Source organism: Pseudomonas sp. MTM4, assembly GCF_019355055.1.
Lineage (GTDB): Bacteria > Pseudomonadota > Gammaproteobacteria > Pseudomonadales > Pseudomonadaceae > Stutzerimonas.
This window is the reverse complement of sequence record NZ_CP048411.1, coordinates 3655715-3677743: the sequence shown is the minus strand read 5'-3', so window position 1 is coordinate 3677743 and position 22029 is coordinate 3655715. Positions and strand designations below refer to the sequence as shown.

Sequence of the window (22029 nt, the reverse complement as noted above, 5' to 3'; positions counted from 1 at the left end):
TGTTCGATGACAGCGGTAGCGGCAACGGCCGACTGTTTATCGGCGAGCATGCAGTTAGCACTGCCGTCCCTCACACCCGCTCTCCCATGGCGCCGCATTGCTGCGGCTCAGTCAATCAATAAACGGCGCACTCCTCGCCAACAACGCCGTGATATCCAGCCCTCTCGGCAAAGTGCCGAATACCCGCCCGCGTCCTTCCAGTCGACTGGCGATGAACGCATCCGACACCGCCGCGTTGCCGGCCTCCAGCAGCAGCTTGGCCTGCAGCGCGACGGCTACGTCTTCGGTGAGCTGTCGGGCGCGGTATTGGATGTCGTCGGTGTCGCGGAAGGCTGTTTGCAGCCTGGCGATATGCGCCTGAAGACGCGCATCGCCGTGGCCGTCGCCGAGTTCGGCGAACAGCACTTCGAGCACGCCCGGCTCTTTCGACAGGGCGCGCAACACGTCCAGGCATTGCACGTTGCCGGAGCCCTCCCAGATGGAATTGACCGGCGCCTCGCGGTACAGCCGCGGCAGGATGGTTTCCTCGACGTAACCGGCGCCGCCCAGGCATTCGCCGGCTTCGGCGATCATTTCCGGCGCGCGCTTGCAGATCCAGTACTTGCCGATGGCAGTGACCAGACGCGCGAACTTGTCTTCCTGTTCATCCTGGCGATTGTCCTGAGCACGACCCATGCGCATGGTCAGCGCCAGCGCGGCTTCGCTTTCCAGCGCCAGGTCAGCCAGCACGTTGCGCATCAGCGGTTGTTCGATCAGTGCCCGCCCGCCGACGCTGCGATGGGTGCAATGGTGCATGGCCTGGGTCAGAGCTTGGCGCATCAAGGAACTGGAGCCGATCATGCAATCGAAGCGGGTCGAGGACACCATCTCGATGATGGTCGGCACACCGCGCCCTTCCTCGCCGATCATCCAGGCCAGGGCGCCGCGGTATTCAACTTCACTGGACGCGTTAGCCCAGTTGCCGAGCTTGTTCTTCAGTCGCTGGATATAGAACTGGTTGCGGCTGCCGTCGGGGCGATGGCGCGGCAGCAGAAAACAGGACAGGCCCTGGTCGGTCTGCGCCAGGGTCAGAAAGGCGTCGCACATCGGCGCCGAGCAGAACCATTTATGCCCGACCAGCTCGTAGGCCTGTCCCGGGCCGCCAGCGCCAACCGGGTGGGCGCGGGTGGTGTTGGCGCGCACATCGGTGCCGCCCTGCTTTTCAGTCATCGCCATGCCGATGGTGACTCCGGCCTTCTGCTCCATCGGTAGGTTGCGCGGGTCGTATTCCAGGCTGAGGATTTTCGGCAACCAGAGGTTGCCCACCTCTCCCTGCAGGCGCAGCGCGGGCACGCTGGCGTAAGTCATGGTCAGTGGGCAACTGCTGCCGGCTTCGGTCTGGTTGTGCAGGTACATCAGCGCCGCGCGGGCCACCTGGGCGCCGGGCTGCGGGTCGGTCCAGGGCAGCGACGTGATGCCATGGGCGATAGCCGTGCGCATCAGCTCGTGATAGGCGGGATGAAACTCCACCACATCGATGCGATGACCATAGCGGTCATGGCTCTTGAAAACCGGCTTGTTCTCATTGGCCAGAAAGCCTGCCGCCATCAGCGGCCCGCCGGCCAGCGCGCCGTAGGCATCCAACCGTGACTCGGCCCAGCCGCCATGGTAGCGATGCACCCATTGCTGCAACGGTAGGTCAAGGCGGTACAGGTTGGCGCCATCGAGCGGCGGCACCTGGTTCAGCACCTCGTGGGTTTCAGCGTACTGGTGCAGGCTCATGGCGGATCTCCTCGGCAGGCGAAGTGGCGACGACCTGATTGAAGATGCGTTCTCAGCTACCTTCACAGTTCGCCGGGTCGATGCGAGTCGGCATCTTGTCGGCCCGCGAGAAGAAGTGAAGCACGCATGTTTGCCGGGAAAAAGCGGGGTTTCAGCCAAACCACGCGCGCGAACACGCACGGCATGGCCACCGGATGATGGGCGGAAGCGTTCAGGCAACCTGCAGCGGCACGCGCACCTGGAAGTGAGTGCCGCGGCCAGGCATGGATTGGCAGGAAATACTGCCGCCCTGCAGCTCGATCAGCTGTCGGCATAGCGAAAGGCCGATGCCCAAGCCGCCATAGGGCCGAGTCATGCTGCCATCGAGCTGGCGGAAATATTGATAAAGCGAGCCATCGGCCGGCGCTTCGAAACCCACGCCGGTATCGATCACGTCCACCGCAAGAACGAACCCGGATTCCCCGTCGTCATGCCCGGCCAGCGCCAGCGTCACGCTGCCCGTCAGGGTGAACTTGATGGCGTTGTCGAGCAGATAGCCAAGGCTCTGTTTCAGCTTGCCGGCATCACCCACCAGGATACGAGGCAGCTCGCTGCTGGTTTCGATCGAGAAGGTCAATCCACGCTTCGTCGCTCGGGCGCCGTAGATCACGTCAAGCTCGTCGATCATGGCACGCACACCAAACGACTCGTTGCGCAGCTGCAACTTGCCGGCCTGCAGTTCGGTCAGCGCAAGAATGTCGTTAACCAATCGCATCATGTCGCGCGCCGAGCCGGTTGCGATGCGCTGGTACTGTTCTAGTTCGCCGCTCAGCTCCAGCGTTCGCATCAGGTCGAGGCTGCCAAGAACGCCGTGCATCGGCGTACGCAACTCATGGGTTACGTTGGCCAGAAACTGATCCTTGAGTCGGTTGCTTTCGGCCAGTTCCCGGTTCATTTCCTCAAGTTTGCGACCTGTCTCCTGCAGCACCTTGGCGCGCTCTTCCTTCATCGCATTGATGCGGTCGGCCAATGCCAGCGACAGCAGAGCCACTTCGATCGCCGAGCCGATCTGCCCGGCATACATGGTGAAGAAGTTGTGCGGTAGATAGCCCAGCACCATCAGCGTATTGATCTGCCCACCGATCAGAAAGGTCGTCCAGGCAATCATGAAATAGCGCGCGACCCGCATGCCACGGTACCAGGCGACACTACCGGCGACGAAGATGACCAGGATGAACCAGAGCGCCATGAACGTCGCCAACCGCAGCGCCAGCGCATAACTGGCGGTCAGCGACAGCACCATGGTCAGCGCGCCTAGCCCCACCAACATCAATAACGCGGTGTCGATCCAGGGGCTGTGCTTGCCCGTGTGCAGGAAACTACGGGCGAATTGGCAACCGAAGACGCCCGCCGCGCCGATCAGGAACGGTGTCGAGACATTGGCCCACCACGGCGAATCCGGCCACAGAAACTGGACGCCCAGCCCATTGACCGAGACCTGGTACAGGCCGAACGAGGCGATATAGAAGATGTAGTAGAGATAACTGCGATCACGCACGCTGAGGAAGATAAACAGGTTGTAGACCAGCATTACCAGCAGCGCGCCGTAGATGATTGCCAGCATATAGATGTGTGCCGATTGCGCCTCCAGATAAGCCGCTGGCGCCCACAGGGTCAACGGAACCTGGATCGAACCCTGGCTTTCCAGTCGCAGGTAGATTCGCTGCGGCTGATTGGGCGGCAGTTCCAGCTCGAATAAATGATTGCGGTGCTGGATTTGCCGCTCGCCGAAAGGCAGCGCGTCGCCACTCGCTTGCGCCAGACGGTAGCCGCCCTGGCCGTCGGGTAGATACAGATCCAGATGATCCAGCGGCGGATAGGCCAGCTCCAGCCACCATCGTCCAGGCCCTTGGGGTCGATCGGTTCGGTAATGCAGGTCGATGCGCAGCCAGAACGCTGAACGCGAATAACCGGCGTTGAGCACGTCCTTGTCATGACGGACGAAGTGCCCGGCCGCGTCGCGTGCGAGCACCTCCTCGATGCTGGCGTCCCGCTCAGGATCTTCCAGCAAGGCCATGACCTGACCCAGCGGAAGACGCCGGGTTTTATCGTCGAAGTCGACAGCGCCGGCCAATGCCGGCAGCAGACTGAATAGGAATAACAAGATCTGGCGCATAACTGCGAACGCCCCGCCGAGCCGCGCCAGGAGAACCCGGCTCCCCTAAAACATGCGCCACTCGAAATGGATGGCACTTTAGCATGATCCAGCAGACCGGCACGCCGCGTTCTGCTGGCGTCACACTGCACGCGCCACGGTCGCCCAGGCAAGCCGCACGGGTCGATTGGTGATAAGCTCGCACGCCTTAAATCTGGCTGCCTAGCGCCATCACACTCTGTATTCGGGGAACCCATCGATGTCCGGCCCTTGCTCCCGTCCTGTCGTTCTCTGCCTTTCCGGCCACGACCCGAGCGGGGGCGCCGGGTTGCAGGCGGACATCGAGGCGCTGATCGCTCAGGGTTGCCACGCAGCCCCGGCCGTCACTGCGCTGACCGTGCAGGACACCGTCGACGTGTCTGATTTCCGTGTATTGGATCGCGACTGGGTGTTGGCTCAGGCCCACGCCGTCATCGCCGACCTGCCTGTTGCCGCGGTCAAACTGGGCATGCTCGGCTCGGTGGAGATGGTCGAGACCGTCATTGAAATCATGCAGAAACTGCCCGGAGTGCCATTGGTTTGCGACCCGGTGCTGCGTGCCGGCGGCGGCGGCGCGCTGGGCAAGGACGAAGTTGGCTATGCCATGCGCGAGCGCCTTTTCCCCGTATCGACCATCGCGACCCCGAACCTGCCGGAAGCGCGAATTCTCGCCGGACTGCCCGAAGGCAGCGCCGATGAATGCGCGGAGAAATTGCTGCCCTACATTCGCTATCTGCTGATCACCGGCGGACATGGCGATGAGACCGAAGTGCATAACCGCCTGTATTCACGCGACGGCGAACGTCACGACTTCAGCTGTCAGCGCCTGCCGGGCGGCTATCACGGCTCCGGCTGCACCCTGGCCAGCGCGCTCGCGGGCCGTCTGGCTCTTGGCGAAAACATCGTCAGCGCCGTGAAGTCCGCCCTGGATTACACATGGCGCACCTTGCGCGATGCCGAAGCGCCGGGGCGCGGGCAATACATTCCCCGTCGCCTGCCGTTGGATCTGGCCTGATTGGAGAATTGCCATGAAAGGCACCAAGTTGCGCGGCCTCTACGCCATCACCGACAGCAAGCTGCTGGCCGATGGGCGCCTGTTGCCGTACGCCGAAGCGGCGTTGAAGGGTGGCGCGCGTCTGCTGCAATACCGCGACAAATCCGATGACGCGGCCCGGCGCCTACGCGAAGCCGAAGCATTGCGCGAACTCTGCCATCGCCATGGCGCGCAACTGATCATCAACGACGATGCCGAGCTGGCCGCGCGCCTCGACGTCGGCCTGCATCTGGGCCAGGGAGACGGCTCGCTGTCCGCTGCCCGCGCCCTGTTGGGCCGCCATGCGATCATCGGCGCAACCTGCCATGCGCGGCTGGAACTAGCCGAACAGGCAATCGACGAAGGTGCGAGCTATGTCGCCTTCGGCAGATTCTTCGACTCCAACACTAAACCCGGCGCCCCGGCCGCCACCCCGGAAATGCTCGAACAGGCACGCCAGCGCTTCAGCCAACCGATCACCGTGATCGGCGGCGTGACACTGGAGAACGCACCTGACCTGATCGCTCGCGGCGCCAGCCTGGTTGCCGTGGTGCATGCGCTGTTTGCAACGGATTCGGCCAGTGAGGTCGAACGCCGCGCGCGGGCATTCAGCGAGCTGTTCGCCGGTAACTGATCGGTGTCATTGGCAGCGGCCGCCGCGCCAGTCCACTCTGTATTTTTCTCTATTTCCGAGAGGCCACGCATGTCCCGTTCCGAAACCCTCTTCGCCAGCGCCCAGAATCACATCCCAGGCGGTGTCAACTCTCCGGTGCGCGCCTTCCGCAGCGTCGGCGGCACGCCGCTGTTTCTCAAGCACGCCGAAGGTGCATACGTCACGGACGAGGATGACAAGCGCTATGTCGATTACGTCGGCTCCTGGGGCCCGATGATTCTCGGCCACAGCCATCCGGAAGTCCTCGACGCGGTACGCCGTCAGCTGGCGCACGGCCTGTCGTATGGCGCGCCGACCGCCATGGAAACCGAGATGGCCGAACTGGTTTGCAGCCTGGTGCCGTCGATGGAGATGGTGCGCATGGTCAGTTCCGGCACCGAGGCGACGATGAGCGCCATCCGCCTGGCTCGCGGCCATACCGGCCGCGACAGCATCATCAAATTCGAGGGCTGCTACCACGGTCATTCCGATAGCCTGCTGGTCAAGGCCGGTTCGGGCGCGCTGACCCAGGGCGTACCCAGCTCCGCAGGCGTGCCGGCGGCATTCGCCAAGCACACCCTGACGCTGCCGTTCAATGACCTGGCCGCAGTCGAGCAAATGCTCGCAGAGGTCGGCAGCGAGGTCGCCTGCATCATCGTCGAGCCGGTTGCCGGCAACATGAACTGCGTACCGCCGGCGCCCGGTTACCTGCAAGGGCTGCGCGAGCAATGCGACAAGCACGGCGTGGTGCTGATCTTCGACGAAGTGATGACCGGCTTTCGCGTCGCGCTCGGCGGCGCGCAGGCTCACTATGGCGTCACCCCGGATCTGACCACCTTCGGCAAGATCATCGGCGGCGGTATGCCGGTCGGCTGCTTTGGCGGCAAGCGCGCCATCATGGAACGTATCGCACCACTGGGCCCGGTCTACCAGGCCGGCACGCTCTCAGGTAATCCGCTGGCTATGGCTGCCGGCCTGACCACGCTGAATTTGATCAAACGCCCGGGCTTTCATGCCGAGCTCACCGACTACACCACACGCATGCTGCAGGGCCTGAAAGAGCGCGCGGTGGCCGCCGGCATCCCGTTCGTCACCACTCAGGTGGGCGGCATGTTCGGTCTGTATTTTAGCGACGCGGACGACATCGTCACCTTCGAAGACGTGATGGCGAGCGACGCCGAGCGCTTCAAGCAATTCTTCCACGCCATGCTCGATGGCGGCGTGTACCTGGCGCCCAGCGCGTTCGAAGCCGGTTTCACCTCCATCGCCCATGGCGATAAGGAGTTGCAGATAACCCTCGATGCCGCCGAGCGCGCCTTCGCCCGATTGAAGTAAGCCCGATGCCCGCGCTGTTGCAAGCCACCCTTTTGACGCTGGCCGCACTGGTCAGCGCAGTCTGGATCGGCACGGCCCGCCGCGGTTATGACGAGCCGGAGCAGCCGGCGCTGTTCTGCGCCCTGCTCGCCTTCAGCATGGCCGCCGGAACGGGTGCCTGTGCCGTGGCGAGATTGGCGCTTGGCCACGACACCCTCGAGGCAGAACGCTGGTTATTGCAGGCGACGATACTGCTCGGGCTACCGCTGGTCGGCATGGCGGCGTTGACCCTGAGCCGCAGATGGCGTTGGAGCCGCCCGAACTGGGGCCGAATCGTATTGGGGCTGTGCGCCTTTTTCGAACTCGCCAGGCAGCTCGGTTGGAGCGCGCCTTATGAGCTCGCACTGGGTCTGATCAGCGCGCTGCTGGTGCTTTACGCAGGCCTGTTGCAATGGCCCGCGCGCCTGCAGGCCAGCGCTGGCGTGGTCGGCGGCGCCCTGATACTGATCGCGCTGCCCTGGACCGGGCTGTCGATCGGACCCAACCCGCTCGGTGCTTATCAGCAACTCTGGCTTGCGCTGGCCTGCCCGGTCACAGCCTGGCTGCTGCTCAATCTCACCGGCAATCCTCTCAAGGTGGGCAGCGCGCCCGCGTAAAAAGCTCGGCAGGCGCGATCAAAGCCTTTGTAAGCCGGCAACGGCTTATCCATAATGTGACCGTCGGCTCGTTTTGAGCCGGACCTTCAATCACCGCCCTGATCTCCGAGGCGCTTTGATCCATGACTCGCACCGGTCGCAGCCTCGCCCTTGGCTGCCTGCTGCTTCTCTCGCCCATGCTGGCCATGGCGGGCGGCAATTCGCTGCTGATTCCCGCAACCTCACGCTGCGCCCTCAATACCGTGCCGGAAGAAATGCACGAAGCCCTGCGCGCGTGCGAGCGGGCCGCTGGCGAAGGCGATCTGCAAGCGGCATACGAGCTCGGCGAGTACCACTACGATGGCCGCCGCGCGCCGCGCGACCTGGCTAAGGCACTGCACTGGTTCGAGCAGGCATCGCTGCAGGGGCACGCCTTGGCTCAGCACCGGCTCGGGGTAATGTTCTTTCGCGGCGAAGGTGTGCCGGCCAACAACGTACAGGCCTATGTGGTGCTGAAGATGTCGGCGGTCAACGGCGCGGAAGACGCGCTGGACACCGCTGATCGCGTCTCCGCCCAGATGCGCCGCGACGAATTGGAAATCGCCACCCAAGTCTTGGGACAGATCTTTCGCGACTATTTGATGGATTTGCAAACGGCGGGCGAATAGCAAGCTGCAAGCGAATCAGTATTCGGGCCAGCGCCTAAACACGGTCAAGCTTTTTCCGCTTTTACCTGAAGCCTGTGGCTTGAAGCTCTCCTTGTTCTTCCTTGCGCTTTTCTCGCCCCCGTCCTGCGCCTATAATCGCCGGTCATTTTTTGCACAACGCCGGCCCGTAACATGACCCGCAAGCTCTATATCGAAACCCACGGCTGCCAAATGAACGAGTACGACAGCTCGCGCATGGTAGACCTGCTGGGTGAGCAGCAACCCCTCGAAATCACTGCGAATCCGGCGGATGCCGACGTGATTCTGCTCAACACCTGCTCGATTCGCGAAAAGGCGCAGGAGAAGGTGTTTTCTCAGCTGGGTCGCTGGCGTGAGTTGAAACTGGAAAACCCGCAACTGGTCATCGGCGTCGGCGGCTGCGTGGCGAGCCAGGAAGGCGCGGCGATTCGCGACCGTGCGCCCTACGTGGATGTCGTTTTCGGCCCGCAAACCCTGCATCGCCTGCCGGAGATGATCGACGCGGCGCGCACGACGAAACAGCCGCAGGTCGATATTTCCTTCCCCGAAATCGAGAAATTCGATCGCCTGCCCGAGCCGCGCGTTGACGGCCCGACCGCCTTCGTCTCGGTCATGGAAGGCTGCAGTAAATATTGCACCTTCTGCGTGGTGCCCTACACCCGCGGCGAAGAGGTCAGCCGCCCCTTCGACGACGTGATCGCCGAGGTGATTCACCTGGCCGAGAACGGCGTCCGCGAAGTGACACTGCTCGGCCAGAACGTCAACGGATACCGTGGCGCAACCCATGACGGGCAAACAGCCGATCTGGCCGAGCTGATACGTGTAGTGGCGGCTATCGACGGCATCGACCGTATTCGCTACACCACCAGCCATCCGCTTGAGTTTTCCGATGCCCTGATCCAGGCCCATGCGGAGGTGCCGGAGCTGGTCAAGTACCTGCACCTGCCCGTGCAGTCCGGCTCGGACCGCGTGCTCGCCGGCATGAAACGCAACCACACCGCGCTCGAATACAAATCGCGCATCCGCAAGCTCAAGGCCGCCGTTCCGGACATCCTGATCAGCTCTGACTTCATCGTTGGCTTCCCGGGCGAAACCGATAAGGATTTCGAGCAGACCATGAAGCTGATCGAGGATGTCGGCTTCGATTTCTCCTACTCCTTCGTCTACAGCTCGCGCCCCGGTACACCGGCGGCGGATCTGGTCGACGAGACCCCGGAAGACGTGAAGAAGCAGCGCCTGGCGATCCTGCAACAGCGGATCAACCAGCAGGGCTTCGAAAACAGCCGACGGATGGCTGGTACCACCCAGCGCATCCTGGTCACGGACTATTCCAAGAAAGACCCCGGCATGCTCCAGGGCCGCACCGAGCACAACCGCATTGTCAACTTCCGCTGCGACAATCCCCGCCTGATCGGTCAGTTCGTCGAGGTTTACATCGACGATGCCCTGCCGCATTCGCTGCGCGGTAGTTTGATCGGCTGAATCCGGACCGAGTCGGCGCTATTGCGTTTCGGCCCTACGGAAAAAACCGGAGGGCCGATAAACCCGCCAGGCATGCGCGAAGCCAGCTCCGTTCGGCGGATTTCACCGCCCTGGGCCACCGCGATTTTTTCGTCGAGCCCTCAGCTTCCAGCGTTTTTTATCATCTTTCGACTTTTTACAGCTGCTTTCCGCCGCTGCTTTTTTCGCTGCGCGGCGCTATTCTCACCCAACCCCTTATCAAAGCAGGTCAATCAAAAGCCCTTGAACGCCCCTACAGAGCCTCATCGTTTTACCCTCGAGCCCTTTGAAGCCAACCGCTTCGCCAATTTATGCGGTCAGTTCGACGAGCATCTGCGTCTGATCGAGCAACGCCTCGAGCTGGAGATCCGCAACCGTGGCAATCAGTTCGAACTGATTGGACCAGCCGATGTGGCGAAATCCGCCGAAAACCTTCTGCGCCGCCTGTATCGCGAGACCAAGAGCACCGAGCTCTCGCCAGACATGGTTCATCTGTTCCTGCAGGAATCGGGCATGGAGGAGTTTGCCAATCCTTCCACCACGCCGAACATCTCGCTGCGCACGCGCAAGGGCAACATTCGCCCGCGCGGTGCCAACCAGCAGCGCTACGTGCAATCCATCCTCGACAACGACATCAACTTCGGCATCGGCCCGGCCGGTACAGGCAAGACCTATCTGGCCGTCGCCTGTGCCGTCGATGCCCTCGAACGCGAGCAGATTCGCCGCATTCTTCTGGTGCGTCCGGCGGTCGAGGCCGGTGAAAAGCTGGGCTTCCTGCCGGGTGACCTGGCACAGAAGATCGACCCCTATCTGCGTCCGCTGTACGACGCGCTCTACGAAATGCTCGGCTTCGAGCACGTGGCGCGATTGATCGAAAAACAGGTGATCGAGATTGCACCGCTGGCGTACATGCGCGGCCGGACGTTGAACAACAGCTTCATCATTCTCGACGAAAGCCAGAACACCACGCTGGAACAGATGAAGATGTTCCTGACGCGTATCGGCTTCGGCTCGACCGCCGTGATCACTGGCGACATCACCCAGGTCGACCTGCCGCGCGGCACCAAGAGCGGGCTGGCCCACGTGATCGAGGTGCTCAAGGACGTCAACGGCATCAGCTTCACTCACTTCAAGCCCAAGGATGTGGTGCGTCACCCACTGGTGCAGCGCATCGTCGAGGCGTACGAGGCCTTCGAGGACAAGCAGCCCCAGCCGGGCAAGCGCAACGCCCAGGACCGCGAAAGTGATTGAACTCGACGTGCAATGCGCCAGCAACGGCGCGATGCCTGATGAAGCGGACCTGCGCCGCTGGTGTGAGCTGGCGCTGCGCCAGCGCAGCGGGGATTCGGAGCTGACCATTCGCCTGGTCGACGAACCCGAGGGCCGCGAGCTGAATCGCACCTGGCGGCAGAAGGACTACGCCACCAACGTGCTTTCCTTTCCCGCTGATGTGCCGGACGGGCCGGGCGGCGTTCCGCTATTGGATATCCCGCTTCTGGGCGATCTGGTGATCTGCGTACCGGTAGTCGAGCGCGAAGCGGCCGAACAGGGCAAGACGCCGCAGGCGCACTGGGCGCATCTCGTCATTCACGGCTGCCTGCACCTGCTCGGCTACGATCACATCGACGACGACGAAGCCGAAGAAATGGAAAGCATCGAGCGCCACCTACTGGCGGAACTGGGTCATGCCGACCCCTACGCCACCGAATAGCCCGTACGGGCAACTGCAAGGACCATCGAGTCAAAGACATGAGCGAAGACCAATCGAGCAACGGGCAGAAGTCCTGGTTTGGGAAAATCACCCAGGCTTTTGCCCAAGAGCCGAAAAACCGCGAGGAGCTGCTGGAGGTCCTGCGCGGTGCCCATCAGAACAAACTGCTAGACAACGAAGCGCTGGCCATTGTCGAGGGCGCCATTCAGGTCGCTGACCTGCAGGTGCGCGACATCATGGTGCCGCGCTCGCAAGTGATGAGCATCCGGGCCGACCAGACGCCTAAGGAGTTCCTGCCGGCGATCATTTCCGCCGCGCACTCGCGCTATCCGGTCGTCGGCGACAGCCTCGACGAAGTGATCGGCGTACTGCTGGCCAAGGATCTGCTTCCTCTGATCCTGCAGGACGACCACCAGAATTTCGACATCAAGGACCTGCTGCGCCCCGCCACCTTCGTGCCGGAGTCCAAGCGCCTCAACGTGCTGCTGCGCGAATTCCGCGCCAACCACAGCCATATGGCCATCGTCATCGACGAATACGGCGGAGTCGCCGGCCTGGTGACCATCGAAGACGTGCTGGAGCAGATCGTCGGTGACATCGAAGATGAGCATGACATCGAAGAAGACAGTTACATCCGCCCATTGCCCAGCGGCGACTTCTTGGTCAAGGCGCTGACGCCGATCGACAGTTTCAATGAGTTCTTCGAAAGCGAATTTCCCGACGAAGAATTCGACACCGTTGCAGGACTGGTCATGAGCACCTTCGGTCATCTCCCCAAGCGTAACGAAGTCACCGAGATCGACGGTTTCCGCTTCCGGGTACTGAACGCTGACAGCCGCCGGGTGCATATGCTGAGAGTCAGCCGGATCAGCGGCTGAAGCTGGAAGCGAATCAGTGCCGGGATTGTTGTATCAGTGCCGTCAAGCTTTTCCTTCCAGCTTCAAGCTTTCGACCTCAAGCTGCTTCTATCGTCCCGCCTCCAGCACTTCTGTCATCTTTCAGATTTATCGTCTTTAAAGGATTCCGATGCACTGGATAACCCGCTCCGGCTGGCCGGGTAACCTGCTGGCGCTAGCCGCCGGCGCCCTGACAACCTTGTCGCTCGCTCCCTTCGATATCTGGCCGCTGGCTCTGCTGTCGATCGGATTGATCTACCTGGGCCTGCGCGAGCTGACACCAAAGCAGGCGGCTGGCCGCGGCTGGTGCTACGGCTTCGGCCTGTTCGCCTCAGGCGTGAGCTGGGTTTACGTCAGTATTCATGACTTCGGTGCGGCGCCGCCTGTGCTGGCGGGCGCGCTGACGCTGGGCTTCGTCGCCGGCCTGGCATTGTTCTTCGCCCTGCTCGGCTGGCTCTGGTCGCGCTGGCTGCGGCCACAACACGCGCCGCTACTCAGCGCCCTGACGTTCGCCGCGTTGTGGCTGGCGCTAGACGCGTTGCGTGGTTGGGTGCTGACCGGATTTCCGTGGCTCTATGCCGGCTACAGCCAACTCGACGGCCCCTTGGCGGCGCTTGCACCGCTTGGTGGGGTCTGGCTGCTCAGCTTCGCCATCGTGCTGACGGCGACATTGCTGATCGAACTGCCTCGACTGTTTGCCCGTAAAAGTGCGCTGATCGGCTCGCTGGCGATCCTGGTGGCGCTCTGGGGCGGCGCGATGGGCATCGGACAACACGCCTGGACGCAGACCAAGGGCGAGCCGCTCACGGTTGCTGCAATGCAGGGCAACGTCGCGCAGAGCATCAAATGGGATCCGAAGAAACTCGAGATGCAGCTGCTGCTCTACCGCGACATGACCTTCCACAGCCGCTCTACCGACCTCATCGTCTGGCCCGAAACCGCGGTACCCATCCTTAAGGAGCACGCCGATGGCTACCTGACGATGATGAATCGATTCGCCCAACAACGGCAGTCGGCGCTGATCACCGGGGTGCCGGTGCGCCAGCCCAACACCGACGGCGAACTACGCTACTACAACGGCCTGACCACCGCTGGCGATGCGCAAGGCACCTATCTGAAACAGAAACTGGTGCCCTTTGGCGAATACGTGCCCCTTCAGGATCTGTTGCGTGGCCTGATCGCCTTCTTCGACTTGCCGATGTCCGATTTTGCCCGTGGCTCGCCAGGGCAGGCATTGCTGCAGGCGAAGGGTTATCAGATCGCGCCTTTCATCTGCTATGAGGTCGTCTACCCTGAGTTCGCCGCCAGCCTCGCGGCACAGAGCGACATCCTGCTCACCGTCAGCAACGACGCCTGGTTCGGTCATTCCATCGGTCCATTGCAGCATTTGCAGATGGCGCAGATGCGCGCGCTGGAAGCCGGACGTTGGATGATTCGCGCCACCAACAATGGCGTCACGGTACTGATCGACCCGCAGGGCCGTATCGTCGAGCAGATCCCGGCATTCGAAGAAGCCGTACTCTACGGCGAAGTCACGCCCATGCAGGGACTGACGCCATACCTGCAATGGCGCTCCTGGCCGCTGATCATCGTTTGCCTACTGCTATTGGGCTACGCGTCGTTGAGGCGAAGAGGCCGCTAACAGCGCTGAGGCTAGTCAGAATCGTAGGGCGGATGCCCCTTTGCCCAGTCCTCCAGCGCTTTTTAATCATCCTCTTTTCCATAAAGAATCGGATAAACCAACATCCCGACGGCTTCGTTGAGCAGCATGCCGTTCTGCCAGACGGATTTCGTTTCCGGCAACCAGCCACCGAACGGCCTCCCGTTGGGCACGCCAAGGAAGCCCACCGGCGCGGTGATCACCCGCAGACCGACCTGCTCGAAACACCAGCGCGCCCGTGGCATATGCGAGGCCGAGGTCACCAGCACGATGCGCTCGATTCCTGCGGTCTTGAGCATCTGCGCGCTGTACACCGCGTTTTCCCAGGTGGTGCGGCTACGCTCTTCCAGCCAGCGTGTCGGCGTGGCGAAGTCGCGTTGCAGCGCTTCGGCGGCCAGCAAAGCTTCGCTCGGCGGTTGCCCATAGTGCAGGCCGCCGCTGGCCAGGATCGGCAGCTCCGAGGCCTTGGCCAATCGCGAGGCGTAACGCAGTCGCTCGAGTGCGATATGGCTGGGCTGGTCGGAGCCCCAACCTGGATCAGCCTGCTCGCGACCGGCGCCGAGCACCACGATGGCTTGTGCCTGCTGTCCAAGATCGGCCCAATCGGTCCACTCCAGCGCCTGCTCGCGCTCCAATGCCCGTGCTGCCCATTCGACGGTCACCGGCAAGCTCATCAACCACAGCCCGCCGAAGCCGATTACGAAACAGAACGCGGCCAGCCGCGGCGCACGCCGCCGAAGCCACCAGGCGGCAAGCAACAGCAGAAACAGGCCGCCCGGTGGCAGCAATAGGTGTTTGAAGAAATAACGAATCGGCATACGCAGCTCCAGCACTCTGGTTGCTGCAACTTTACCTGCCGAGGCGTCCGCCCGGTAAGGCGGACGCCATCAATGCTTTGGGTAGGTATGCAACCGCTGCCGGGCCCTTAGCAATTGCGAACCGCAGGCCGGGCAGGCCACCGGACCCGCCCCGTCGGGCCAGGTCACACAAGCGCCGCATAGTGCGCAGCTCATGGACTGTTGCAGCGACACGGGCGCCTGTTTACTTCGCTTGCCCGAATGGTGGCGCAGCACGTTGCGCAGGGCCGGGCGCGCGGCCTGACGCTCCAGCTGCGCCTGCTCCTCGGCCGCGGCATGCCAGCCCGACAGCCACTGTGAGTCCTGCTGCAGATAAGCGCGGATCAGATCGAACTCGGCAGGCGTCAACCCGCCGACCTCCAGTTCGGTCGCGGCACCGGCATTACCGCCCGAAGCTCGTTCCGCCTCTTCCAGCGCCAGGGTCAGCCGCTGCAGCACACGCCCATATAGATTGCCCTCATCCGCTTCGCGCTCTCCACCCATGATTCACCTCCGTTCGTCCCGCCCCCTGTACAAGCGTAGCTCAGACTCGAACGACACCACCGCGAGCGACAAACGGGGCCCGCGTGGCTCCCGGCAAATGGGTTTCCCTCGGTCGCTGGGGGTCATGTATGCTACGGCGCTTCCATGCTTTCGCATCCAGCCCGTTACGCCGCCGTTCGCCAGTCTCGACCTGGCGTTGCCGCAGCCAGCCGCCGCTTAGCGAACAGCCAGCCCCTATTCAACGCCAGTAGCCATGCACGAACAGTATCAGCCCCGCGAAATCGAAGCCGCCGCGCAGTCCCACTGGGATTCGCAGAAATCCTTTGAAGTTAGCGAACAGCCAGGCAAGGACACCTTCTATTGCCTGTCGATGTTCCCTTACCCCAGCGGCAAGCTGCACATGGGCCACGTGCGCAACTACACCATTGGCGACGTAATCGCGCGCTACCAGCGCATGCAGGGCAAGAACGTACTGCAGCCGATGGGCTGGGATGCCTTCGGCATGCCGGCTGAAAACGCCGCGATGAAAAACCAGGTGGCACCGGCCAAGTGGACCTACGAGAACATCCAGTACATGAAGACCCAGCTCAAATCGCTGGGGCTGGCCGTGGACTGGACGCGCGAAGTCACTACCTGCAAGCCGGACTACTACCGCTGGGAGCAATGGCTGTTTACCCGCCTGTACAAGAAGGGCGTGATCTACCGCAAGAACGGCACGGTAAACTGGGACCCGGTGGACCAGACCGTACTGGCCAACGAGCAGGTCATCGATGGCCGTGGCTGGCGTTCGGGCGCGCTGATCGAGAAGCGCGAAATCCCGATGTACTACTTCAAGATCACCGCCTACGCCGATGAGCTGCTGGAGAGCCTGGACGAGCTGGATGGCTGGCCGGAACAGGTCAAGACCATGCAGCGCAACTGGATCGGCAAGTCGCGCGGCATGGAAATCAGTTTCCCCTACGATGTGGCGAGCATCGGCGACGAAGGCGTGATGAAAGTCTTCACCACACGCCCCGATACTTTGATGGGCGCCACCTACGTCGCCGTGGCCGCCGAACATCCGCTGGCGACCCTCGCCGCGCAGAAAGATCCTGAACTGCAAGCCTTCATCGACGAATGCAAGCGTGGCGGCGTGGCCGAAGCCGACATCGCCACCCAAGAGAAGAAAGGCCTGCCCACCGCCCTGCGCGTGCAACACCCGCTGACCGGCGAACAGCTGCCGGTGTGGGTCGCCAACTACGTGCTGATGAACTACGGCGAAGGCGCCGTGATGGCCGTGCCAGCCCACGACGAGCGCGACTTCGCTTTTGCGACCAAATACGATCTGCCGATCCAGCCGGTGGTACGCACCAGTATTGGTGACCAGACGCCCGCACCGTGGAGTGACGCCTATGGCGAGCACGGCGAGCTGATCAACTCCGGCGAATTCAACGGGCTGGATTTCGACGGCGCCTTCGATGCCATGGAAGTCGCCTTGCAGAAGAAAGGCCTCGGCCAGGCGCGCACCCAGTTCCGCCTGCGTGACTGGGGCATCAGCCGTCAGCGCTACTGGGGCTGCCCGATCCCGATCATTCATTGCGAAAGCTGTGGCGATGTGCCGGTGCCGGAAGACCAGCTGCCAGTGGTTCTGCCCGAAGACGTGGTGCCTGATGGCGCCGGCAGCCCGCTGGCGAAGATGCCCGAGTTCTACGACTGCAGCTGCCCCAGCTGTGGCAAGCCGGCCCGGCGCGAAACCGACACCATGGACACCTTCGTCGAGTCGTCCTGGTACTTCGCCCGCTACGCCAGCCCGAACTACGACCAGGGCATGGTCGACCCGAAAGCCGCCAACCACTGGCTGCCGGTCGACCAGTACATCGGCGGCATCGAACACGCCATTCTGCACCTACTCTACGCGCGTTTCTTCCACAAGCTGATGCGCGACGAAGGCCTGGTAACCTCGAACGAGCCGTTCAAGAACCTGCTGACCCAGGGGATGGTGGTAGCGGAGACCTACTACCGCACGCTGCCCAACGGCGGCAAAGACTGGTTCAACCCCGCCGACGTTATTGTCGAGCGTGACGCCAAAGCCAAGATCATCGGCGCCAAGCTCAAGAGCGATGGTCTGCCGGTGGAAATCGGCGGCACCGAGAAGATGTCCAAGTCGAAGAACAACGGCGTCGACCCACAGTCGATGATCGATGCCTACGGCGCCGACACCTGCCGTCTGTTCATGATGTTCGCCTCGCCGCCCGACATGAGCTGCGAATGGTCCGACTCCGGCATCGAAGGCGCCAACCGCTTCCTGCGCCGCGTCTGGCGCCTGGCTCATAGCCATGTCAGCTCCGGCCTGCCGGGTACGCTGGACATCGCCAGCCTGAGCGACGAGCAGAAAGCCGTGCGCCGCGCCATTCATTTGGCAATCAAGCAAGCCAGCACCGATGTCGGCCAGCACCACAAATTCAACACCGCCATCGCCCAGGTGATGACGCTGATGAATGTGCTGGAGAAGGCCTCAGCCAGCAACGAGCAAGATCGCGCACTCATGCAGGAAGGGCTTGAAACCGTCGCCCTGCTGCTGGCACCTATCACACCGCACATTTGCCATGAACTCTGGCAGCAGCTGGGCAAATCCGGTGCAGTCATCGACGCGCAATGGCCGACGGTCGACGAGTCCGCGCTAGTGCAGGACAACCTGACGCTCGTGGTACAGGTCAACGGCAAGCTGCGCGGCCAGATCGAAGTGCCGGCCAGCGCCTCGCGCGAAGAAGTCGAAGCCAGTGCACGCGCCAACGAGAACGTGGTGCGCTTCACCGAAGGCCTGACGATTCGCAAGGTCATCGTGGTACCGGGCAAGCTGGTCAACATCGTCGCTAACTGATTCGCCTTGGCGCAGGACGCCAGGGCTGGCAAGGGGATAACAAGATGATCAAACGCAATCTGGTGGTGGTCGGCCTGACCCTGCTGTTGAGCGCCTGCGGTTTCCACCTGCGTGGCACTGGCGAAACCAGCTTTGCCCTTGAGGAAATCAATCTGCAGGCGCGCAACAGTCATGGCGAGACCGCCAAGCAACTCGAAGAACTGCTCAAGGACAATGGCGTCAGGGTTCATCCTGGCGCGCCCTACACGCTTGATCTGGTGCGCGAGCAGAACCAGCAGCGCACCGCCAGCTATACCAGCTCGGCGCGCAGTGCCGAGTACGAGCTGACCAGCGTGCTCGCGTATGAATTCCGCGGCCCGCAGAACACCGTTCTGCTACAGGACAGCGTCGAAGTGCAGAAGGTCTACGTCCATGACAGCAACAACCTGATCAGCTCGGACCAGGAAGCGAACCAGCTGCGTCAGGAAATGCGCCGTGAACTTCTGCAACAGCTGAGCATGCGGATCCGTGGCGTCACCCCCGCACAGCTGGACCAGCTGCAGCAGACCGCCGAGGCGAAGAAACGCGCCGAGGCCGAAGCCATCGAAGCACAGATGCGCGAGCAGGCCTCGCAACCGCAGCAATCGCCCGTCGAACTGCCTATCCAGTGACCGATCGGGAGCCAGCCAGCGCTGGCTCTCGCCCCCGCGATGAAATTACCTCCCGCCCAGCTCGCCAAACATCTGCAAGTCCCTCTAGCACCGGTCTACGTGGTGAGCGGCGATGAGCACCTCCTCTGCCAGGAAGCCTGCGATGCCATCCGCAGCGCCTGTCGTCAGCAGGACTTCAGCGAGCGTCAAGTGCTTAACGTCGAGACCGGCTTCGATTGGGGCCAGCTCATCGAAGCAGGTGCAAGCCTCTCGCTGTTTGCCGAGAAGCGCCTGCTGGAGCTGCGTATTCCCAACGGCAAGCCCGGCGACAAGGGTGCCGCAGCATTGATCGATTACCTCGCACGGCCTGCCGAGGACACCGTGCTGCTGATCACCCTGCCCAAGCTCGACGGTAATACGCAGAAGACCAAATGGGCCAAGGCGCTGATCGATGGCAAGCAAGTGCAGTTTCTGCAGATCTGGCCCGTCGACGCCCAGCAATTACCGCAGTGGATACGCCAGCGCCTATCCAGTGCCGGGCTTGCCGCCGATCAGGACGCGGTCGAGCTGATCGCAGCACGCATCGAAGGTAATCTGCTCGCCGCCGCCCAGGAAATTGAAAAGCTCAGACTGGTTGCCGAGGCGGATCGGGTCACGGTTGAAACCGTCCAGGCCGCCGTCGCCGACAGTGCCCGCTACGACGTTTTCGGCCTCATCGATGCCGCATTGCTGGGCCAGCCGGAGCACATCCTACAGATACTGACAGGCTTGCGCGGCGAAGGCGTCGAGGCGCCGGTCATTCTCTGGGCCGCGGCCCGCGAGGTTCGCCAACTGGCCAACATCGCCCAGCAATACAGCCAGGGCGTGCCGCTGGACCGCGCCTTCAGCCAGGCCCGCCCGCCGGTATGGGACAAGCGCAAACCGCTGGTCAGCAAGGCCTTGCAACGACACGACCTAGCCGGCTGGCAACGCCTACTGATGAGTGCGCAGCACATTGACGAACAGATCAAAGGACAGGCCGAAGGCGATCCCTGGATCGGCCTGACGAATCTCTGCCTGCAACTGAGCGGAAAGCGGATCGGGGTTTAACCTATTCGGTACTGGCCGGCATCTGCCCGGCGCAGACTAGCCGAGCAAATTAAGCCCTCGGGTCATGTAGGGTCGATTACTATCCTGGCCTACAACCTTGACTGCCATCCACGCCACTCAGCAGCCGTCCCTCACGGCCGCATAACTACGCACCCACGCTTATGACCCATAGGGCTGAACTTGTTCGGCCGCTTTTGCATCTGGACATTTTTTACGCAACGCCTATGATGCGCCCGCTTCCAATCGCAGAGGAACAGCCCATGGCAAAAAACCGTAAACGGCCGAACAAGGCCAAATCCCTAGTGGCGCAGCCGCTGTTTCGCAGCCGCCAGGAACAACCGAGAAAAGGTAAAGGTAGTTACCGCCGCGAAGCCTCCCAGTCCAGCAGCTGGGAGGCTTCGGTCCTTCTGGCGGCCTGAAAAGCCAAGCAATTCAAAGCGTGATAAGGTCACGTGCCGATGACCTGTCGAGAGTGGTGCATGTTTTACGCCTTCGTTCCCGTACTGCTGTTGCGTACCCTTATTGCCGGATCAGCACTGAGCATCATGGTTGCCTGCGCCGCAGAGCCTGTCGAACAGGCCCCGGCAGAGCGCCCAAGTCAGCCAGTCGCGGCGCCCGCCACCGATGCCAGCGCAGCCGCACAGCCGCAGACTGCGCTCGTGCAGCAGCAAACCTTCGCCGAATGGCGAGATAAATTCCGCAACGAGGCGCTACAAGCCGGCGTGTCCGCCGAGCTGTTTGATCGCGCATTTTCCGACGTCACCCCCGACCCCAGCATTATCGCCGCCGACCGCAGCCAGCCGGAGTTCTCCCGTCCAGTATGGCAATACCTGGAAGGCGCGCTGTCGAACCAACGCGTGCAAGGCGGTCAGCGCCTGCTTCAACAGCACGCCAAAACCCTGGATGAGATCGAAGCGCGCTACGGCGTCGATCGCAACACACTCGTTGCGATCTGGGGGCTGGAGAGCAGCTTTGGACAGATCATGGGCGACAAGTCGGTGATCCGCTCGCTGGCTACGCTCGCACACGAAGGTCGCCGGCCAGGGTTCGCCAAGAGCCAGTTGCTGGCGGCGCTGGACATCCTCGCGCATGGTGACGTCGAACCCTCTCAGCTACGCGGCTCCTGGGCTGGCGCCATGGGCCAGACGCAATTCATTCCGACCACCTATAACACCCATGCGGTGGATTTCGATGGAGACGGTCGCCGGGACATCTGGAACAGCTCGGCCGACGCGCTGGCTTCAGCCGCCCATTACCTTCAGGCGTCGGGCTGGCAAGCCGGGCAGCCGTGGGGATTCGAAGTCAAGCTGCCGGACGGATTCGATTATGCCCTCGCCGACAGCAGCCTGCGCAAGTCGCTGCCAGCGTGGCGCGCTCTGGGCTTGCGCGATGTGCCGACGGGTAATGATGACGCCACGGCCAGCCTGTTGCTTCCGGCGGGCCATCGCGGCCCAGCCTTCCTGATTCTGGATAACTTCCGCTCGATCTTGCGGTACAACAATTCGTCCTCCTATGCCTTGGCGATCGGGCTGCTCTCGGAGCGTTTCGATGGAGCCGGCAAGGTGCGTGGCAGCTGGCCGCTGGGCGAGCAGCCGCTGAGCCGATCGGAACGAGTGGAGTTGCAGGAGCGCCTGCTCAAGCAGGGCTTCGATCCCGGCACGGCGGATGGCATCATCGGCGCCAACACCCGCAGCGCCATTCGCGGATTCCAGCAGCAACTCGGCTGGCCCGCTGACGGCCATCCGACTCAGGAGCTACTAGGTCGGTTGCGGGCGGAGCCGTAGCGAGTATGGCCGAACTACTCGGCCATACCCTGCCCCGAGCCACTCATTTCTCAGGCAGGTCACGCGGCTTCGGTAGCCCATTCCTGACCGGCAGTACCGCCTTTTAGTAATGCAGCGCTGGCCGGTAGGTCAGCTGCCGGGGATGAGCGCGGCATGCACATTGACCAGCCCCACTGGCGAGTGGCCAGTGTGCGACGCTCACCGTAGTGCTGACCGAAGCAGATCGCCAGCCAGCTGCACGATTGACTCGCGCACGCTCGGCGGCTGGCCGCCAGGCTGGACTGCACGGTGCTAGACGGACTGAAC

Annotated in this window: 18 protein-coding genes and 1 pseudogene; 15 read left to right on the top strand and 4 right to left on the bottom strand. The window is 62.6% G+C overall.

The window, feature by feature from the left end; all coding sequences use genetic code 11:
* Positions 1-111: 111 nt before the first annotated feature.
* Both GYM54_RS16860 and GYM54_RS16855 read right to left on the bottom strand, forming a co-directional pair.
* Complete coding sequence (locus GYM54_RS16860) at positions 112-1761, bottom strand: acyl-CoA dehydrogenase family protein (protein ID WP_181099815.1); 1650 nt, start codon at positions 1759-1761, stop codon at positions 112-114.
* Positions 1762-1984: 223 nt separating this feature from the next.
* Positions 1985-3916 (bottom strand): annotated as a pseudogene (locus tag GYM54_RS16855) (7TM diverse intracellular signaling domain-containing protein); the annotation flags it as partial.
* A 238-nt stretch (positions 3917-4154) separates the two neighbouring features.
* Here GYM54_RS16855 and GYM54_RS16850 point away from each other — a divergent pair.
* The 10 genes from GYM54_RS16850 to lnt all read left to right on the top strand — a co-directional run bounded on the left by GYM54_RS16850 (position 4155) and on the right by lnt (position 14003).
* Positions 4155-4949 (top strand): hydroxymethylpyrimidine/phosphomethylpyrimidine kinase, encoded by a 795-nt coding sequence (locus GYM54_RS16850; protein WP_197444959.1) that lies wholly within the window; start codon positions 4155-4157, stop codon positions 4947-4949.
* Positions 4950-4962: 13 nt separating this feature from the next.
* Positions 4963-5601: a thiamine phosphate synthase gene (thiE, locus tag GYM54_RS16845; protein WP_181099812.1), complete on the top strand. Its 639-nt coding sequence runs from the start codon at positions 4963-4965 to the stop codon at positions 5599-5601.
* 69 nt (positions 5602-5670) lie between these two features.
* On the top strand, positions 5671-6954 hold the full coding sequence (hemL, locus tag GYM54_RS16840) for a glutamate-1-semialdehyde 2,1-aminomutase (protein ID WP_181099811.1): 1284 nt from the start codon (positions 5671-5673) through the stop codon (positions 6952-6954).
* 5 nt (positions 6955-6959) lie between these two features.
* On the top strand, positions 6960-7589 hold the full coding sequence (locus GYM54_RS16835; RefSeq protein ID WP_197444958.1) for a hypothetical protein: 630 nt from the start codon (positions 6960-6962) through the stop codon (positions 7587-7589).
* Between the two features lie 122 nt (positions 7590-7711).
* Positions 7712-8236, top strand: a complete 525-nt coding sequence (locus tag GYM54_RS16830; RefSeq protein ID WP_131649707.1) for a tetratricopeptide repeat protein — start codon at positions 7712-7714, stop codon at positions 8234-8236.
* A 171-nt stretch (positions 8237-8407) separates the two neighbouring features.
* Positions 8408-9736: a tRNA (N6-isopentenyl adenosine(37)-C2)-methylthiotransferase MiaB gene (gene miaB / locus GYM54_RS16825; protein ID WP_131649706.1), complete on the top strand. Its 1329-nt coding sequence runs from the start codon at positions 8408-8410 to the stop codon at positions 9734-9736.
* A gap of 261 nt (positions 9737-9997) precedes the next feature.
* The gene (locus tag GYM54_RS16820; RefSeq protein WP_181099808.1) at positions 9998-11005 is read left to right on the top strand and encodes a PhoH family protein; all 1008 of its coding nucleotides are present in this window, start codon (positions 9998-10000) and stop codon (positions 11003-11005) included.
* 31 nt (positions 11006-11036) lie between these two features.
* The gene (ybeY, locus tag GYM54_RS16815; protein ID WP_219232633.1) at positions 11037-11465 is read left to right on the top strand and encodes an rRNA maturation RNase YbeY; all 429 of its coding nucleotides are present in this window, start codon (positions 11037-11039) and stop codon (positions 11463-11465) included.
* Positions 11466-11503: 38 nt separating this feature from the next.
* Positions 11504-12343 carry an HlyC/CorC family transporter gene (locus GYM54_RS16810; protein WP_131649703.1) on the top strand — a complete coding sequence of 280 codons (840 nt, stop codon included), beginning with the start codon at positions 11504-11506 and terminating at the stop codon, positions 12341-12343.
* A gap of 148 nt (positions 12344-12491) precedes the next feature.
* Positions 12492-14003 carry an apolipoprotein N-acyltransferase gene (lnt, locus tag GYM54_RS16805; protein WP_181099804.1) on the top strand — a complete coding sequence of 504 codons (1512 nt, stop codon included), beginning with the start codon at positions 12492-12494 and terminating at the stop codon, positions 14001-14003.
* A 62-nt stretch (positions 14004-14065) separates the two neighbouring features.
* Here lnt and GYM54_RS16800 read toward each other — a convergent pair whose 3' ends face one another.
* Both GYM54_RS16800 and GYM54_RS16795 read right to left on the bottom strand, forming a co-directional pair.
* Entirely contained in the window at positions 14066-14839 is a 774-nt protein-coding gene (locus tag GYM54_RS16800) for a YdcF family protein (RefSeq protein ID WP_181099802.1), read from the bottom strand.
* A gap of 69 nt (positions 14840-14908) precedes the next feature.
* Positions 14909-15361 carry a hypothetical protein gene (locus GYM54_RS16795; protein ID WP_181099800.1) on the bottom strand — a complete coding sequence of 151 codons (453 nt, stop codon included), beginning with the start codon at positions 15359-15361 and terminating at the stop codon, positions 14909-14911.
* Positions 15362-15614: 253 nt separating this feature from the next.
* Between GYM54_RS16795 and leuS the strand changes: the two genes are divergently transcribed.
* From leuS to GYM54_RS16770, 5 genes are all read left to right on the top strand, one after another.
* On the top strand, positions 15615-18221 hold the full coding sequence (leuS, locus tag GYM54_RS16790; RefSeq protein ID WP_181099798.1) for a leucine--tRNA ligase: 2607 nt from the start codon (positions 15615-15617) through the stop codon (positions 18219-18221).
* A gap of 44 nt (positions 18222-18265) precedes the next feature.
* Positions 18266-18871, top strand: a complete 606-nt coding sequence (gene lptE, locus GYM54_RS16785) for an LPS assembly lipoprotein LptE (protein WP_181099796.1) — start codon at positions 18266-18268, stop codon at positions 18869-18871.
* 39 nt (positions 18872-18910) lie between these two features.
* A complete protein-coding gene (holA, locus tag GYM54_RS16780) occupies positions 18911-19939 on the top strand; it encodes a DNA polymerase III subunit delta (protein ID WP_181099794.1) in 1029 nt (342 codons plus the stop codon).
* Positions 19940-20199: 260 nt separating this feature from the next.
* Positions 20200-20358, top strand: coding sequence for an alternative ribosome rescue factor ArfA (arfA, locus tag GYM54_RS16775; protein ID WP_181099792.1), 159 nt, complete (start codon positions 20200-20202; stop codon positions 20356-20358).
* A 60-nt stretch (positions 20359-20418) separates the two neighbouring features.
* Positions 20419-21723 carry a lytic murein transglycosylase gene (locus GYM54_RS16770; protein ID WP_197444957.1) on the top strand — a complete coding sequence of 435 codons (1305 nt, stop codon included), beginning with the start codon at positions 20419-20421 and terminating at the stop codon, positions 21721-21723.
* Positions 21724-22029 lie beyond the last annotated feature (306 nt).

What these genes read in the sequence shown, in the direction of transcription:
- GYM54_RS16860 (WP_181099815.1), bottom strand. Translation starts at nt 1,761, where the DNA reads ATGAGCCTGCACCAGTACGCTGAAACCCACGAGGTGCTGAACCAGGTG.
- GYM54_RS16850 (WP_197444959.1), top strand. Translation starts at nt 4,155, where the DNA reads ATGTCCGGCCCTTGCTCCCGTCCTGTCGTTCTCTGCCTTTCCGGCCAC.
- thiE (WP_181099812.1), top strand. Translation starts at nt 4,963, where the DNA reads ATGAAAGGCACCAAGTTGCGCGGCCTCTACGCCATCACCGACAGCAAG.
- hemL (WP_181099811.1), top strand. Translation starts at nt 5,671, where the DNA reads ATGTCCCGTTCCGAAACCCTCTTCGCCAGCGCCCAGAATCACATCCCA.
- GYM54_RS16835 (WP_197444958.1), top strand. Translation starts at nt 6,960, where the DNA reads ATGCCCGCGCTGTTGCAAGCCACCCTTTTGACGCTGGCCGCACTGGTC.
- GYM54_RS16830 (WP_131649707.1), top strand. Translation starts at nt 7,712, where the DNA reads ATGACTCGCACCGGTCGCAGCCTCGCCCTTGGCTGCCTGCTGCTTCTC.
- miaB (WP_131649706.1), top strand. Translation starts at nt 8,408, where the DNA reads ATGACCCGCAAGCTCTATATCGAAACCCACGGCTGCCAAATGAACGAG.
- ybeY (WP_219232633.1), top strand. Translation starts at nt 11,037, where the DNA reads ATGCCTGATGAAGCGGACCTGCGCCGCTGGTGTGAGCTGGCGCTGCGC.
- GYM54_RS16810 (WP_131649703.1), top strand. Translation starts at nt 11,504, where the DNA reads ATGAGCGAAGACCAATCGAGCAACGGGCAGAAGTCCTGGTTTGGGAAA.
- lnt (WP_181099804.1), top strand. Translation starts at nt 12,492, where the DNA reads ATGCACTGGATAACCCGCTCCGGCTGGCCGGGTAACCTGCTGGCGCTA.
- GYM54_RS16800 (WP_181099802.1), bottom strand. Translation starts at nt 14,839, where the DNA reads ATGCCGATTCGTTATTTCTTCAAACACCTATTGCTGCCACCGGGCGGC.
- GYM54_RS16795 (WP_181099800.1), bottom strand. Translation starts at nt 15,361, where the DNA reads ATGGGTGGAGAGCGCGAAGCGGATGAGGGCAATCTATATGGGCGTGTG.
- leuS (WP_181099798.1), top strand. Translation starts at nt 15,615, where the DNA reads ATGCACGAACAGTATCAGCCCCGCGAAATCGAAGCCGCCGCGCAGTCC.
- lptE (WP_181099796.1), top strand. Translation starts at nt 18,266, where the DNA reads ATGATCAAACGCAATCTGGTGGTGGTCGGCCTGACCCTGCTGTTGAGC.
- holA (WP_181099794.1), top strand. Translation starts at nt 18,911, where the DNA reads ATGAAATTACCTCCCGCCCAGCTCGCCAAACATCTGCAAGTCCCTCTA.
- arfA (WP_181099792.1), top strand. Translation starts at nt 20,200, where the DNA reads ATGGCAAAAAACCGTAAACGGCCGAACAAGGCCAAATCCCTAGTGGCG.
- GYM54_RS16770 (WP_197444957.1), top strand. Translation starts at nt 20,419, where the DNA reads ATGTTTTACGCCTTCGTTCCCGTACTGCTGTTGCGTACCCTTATTGCC.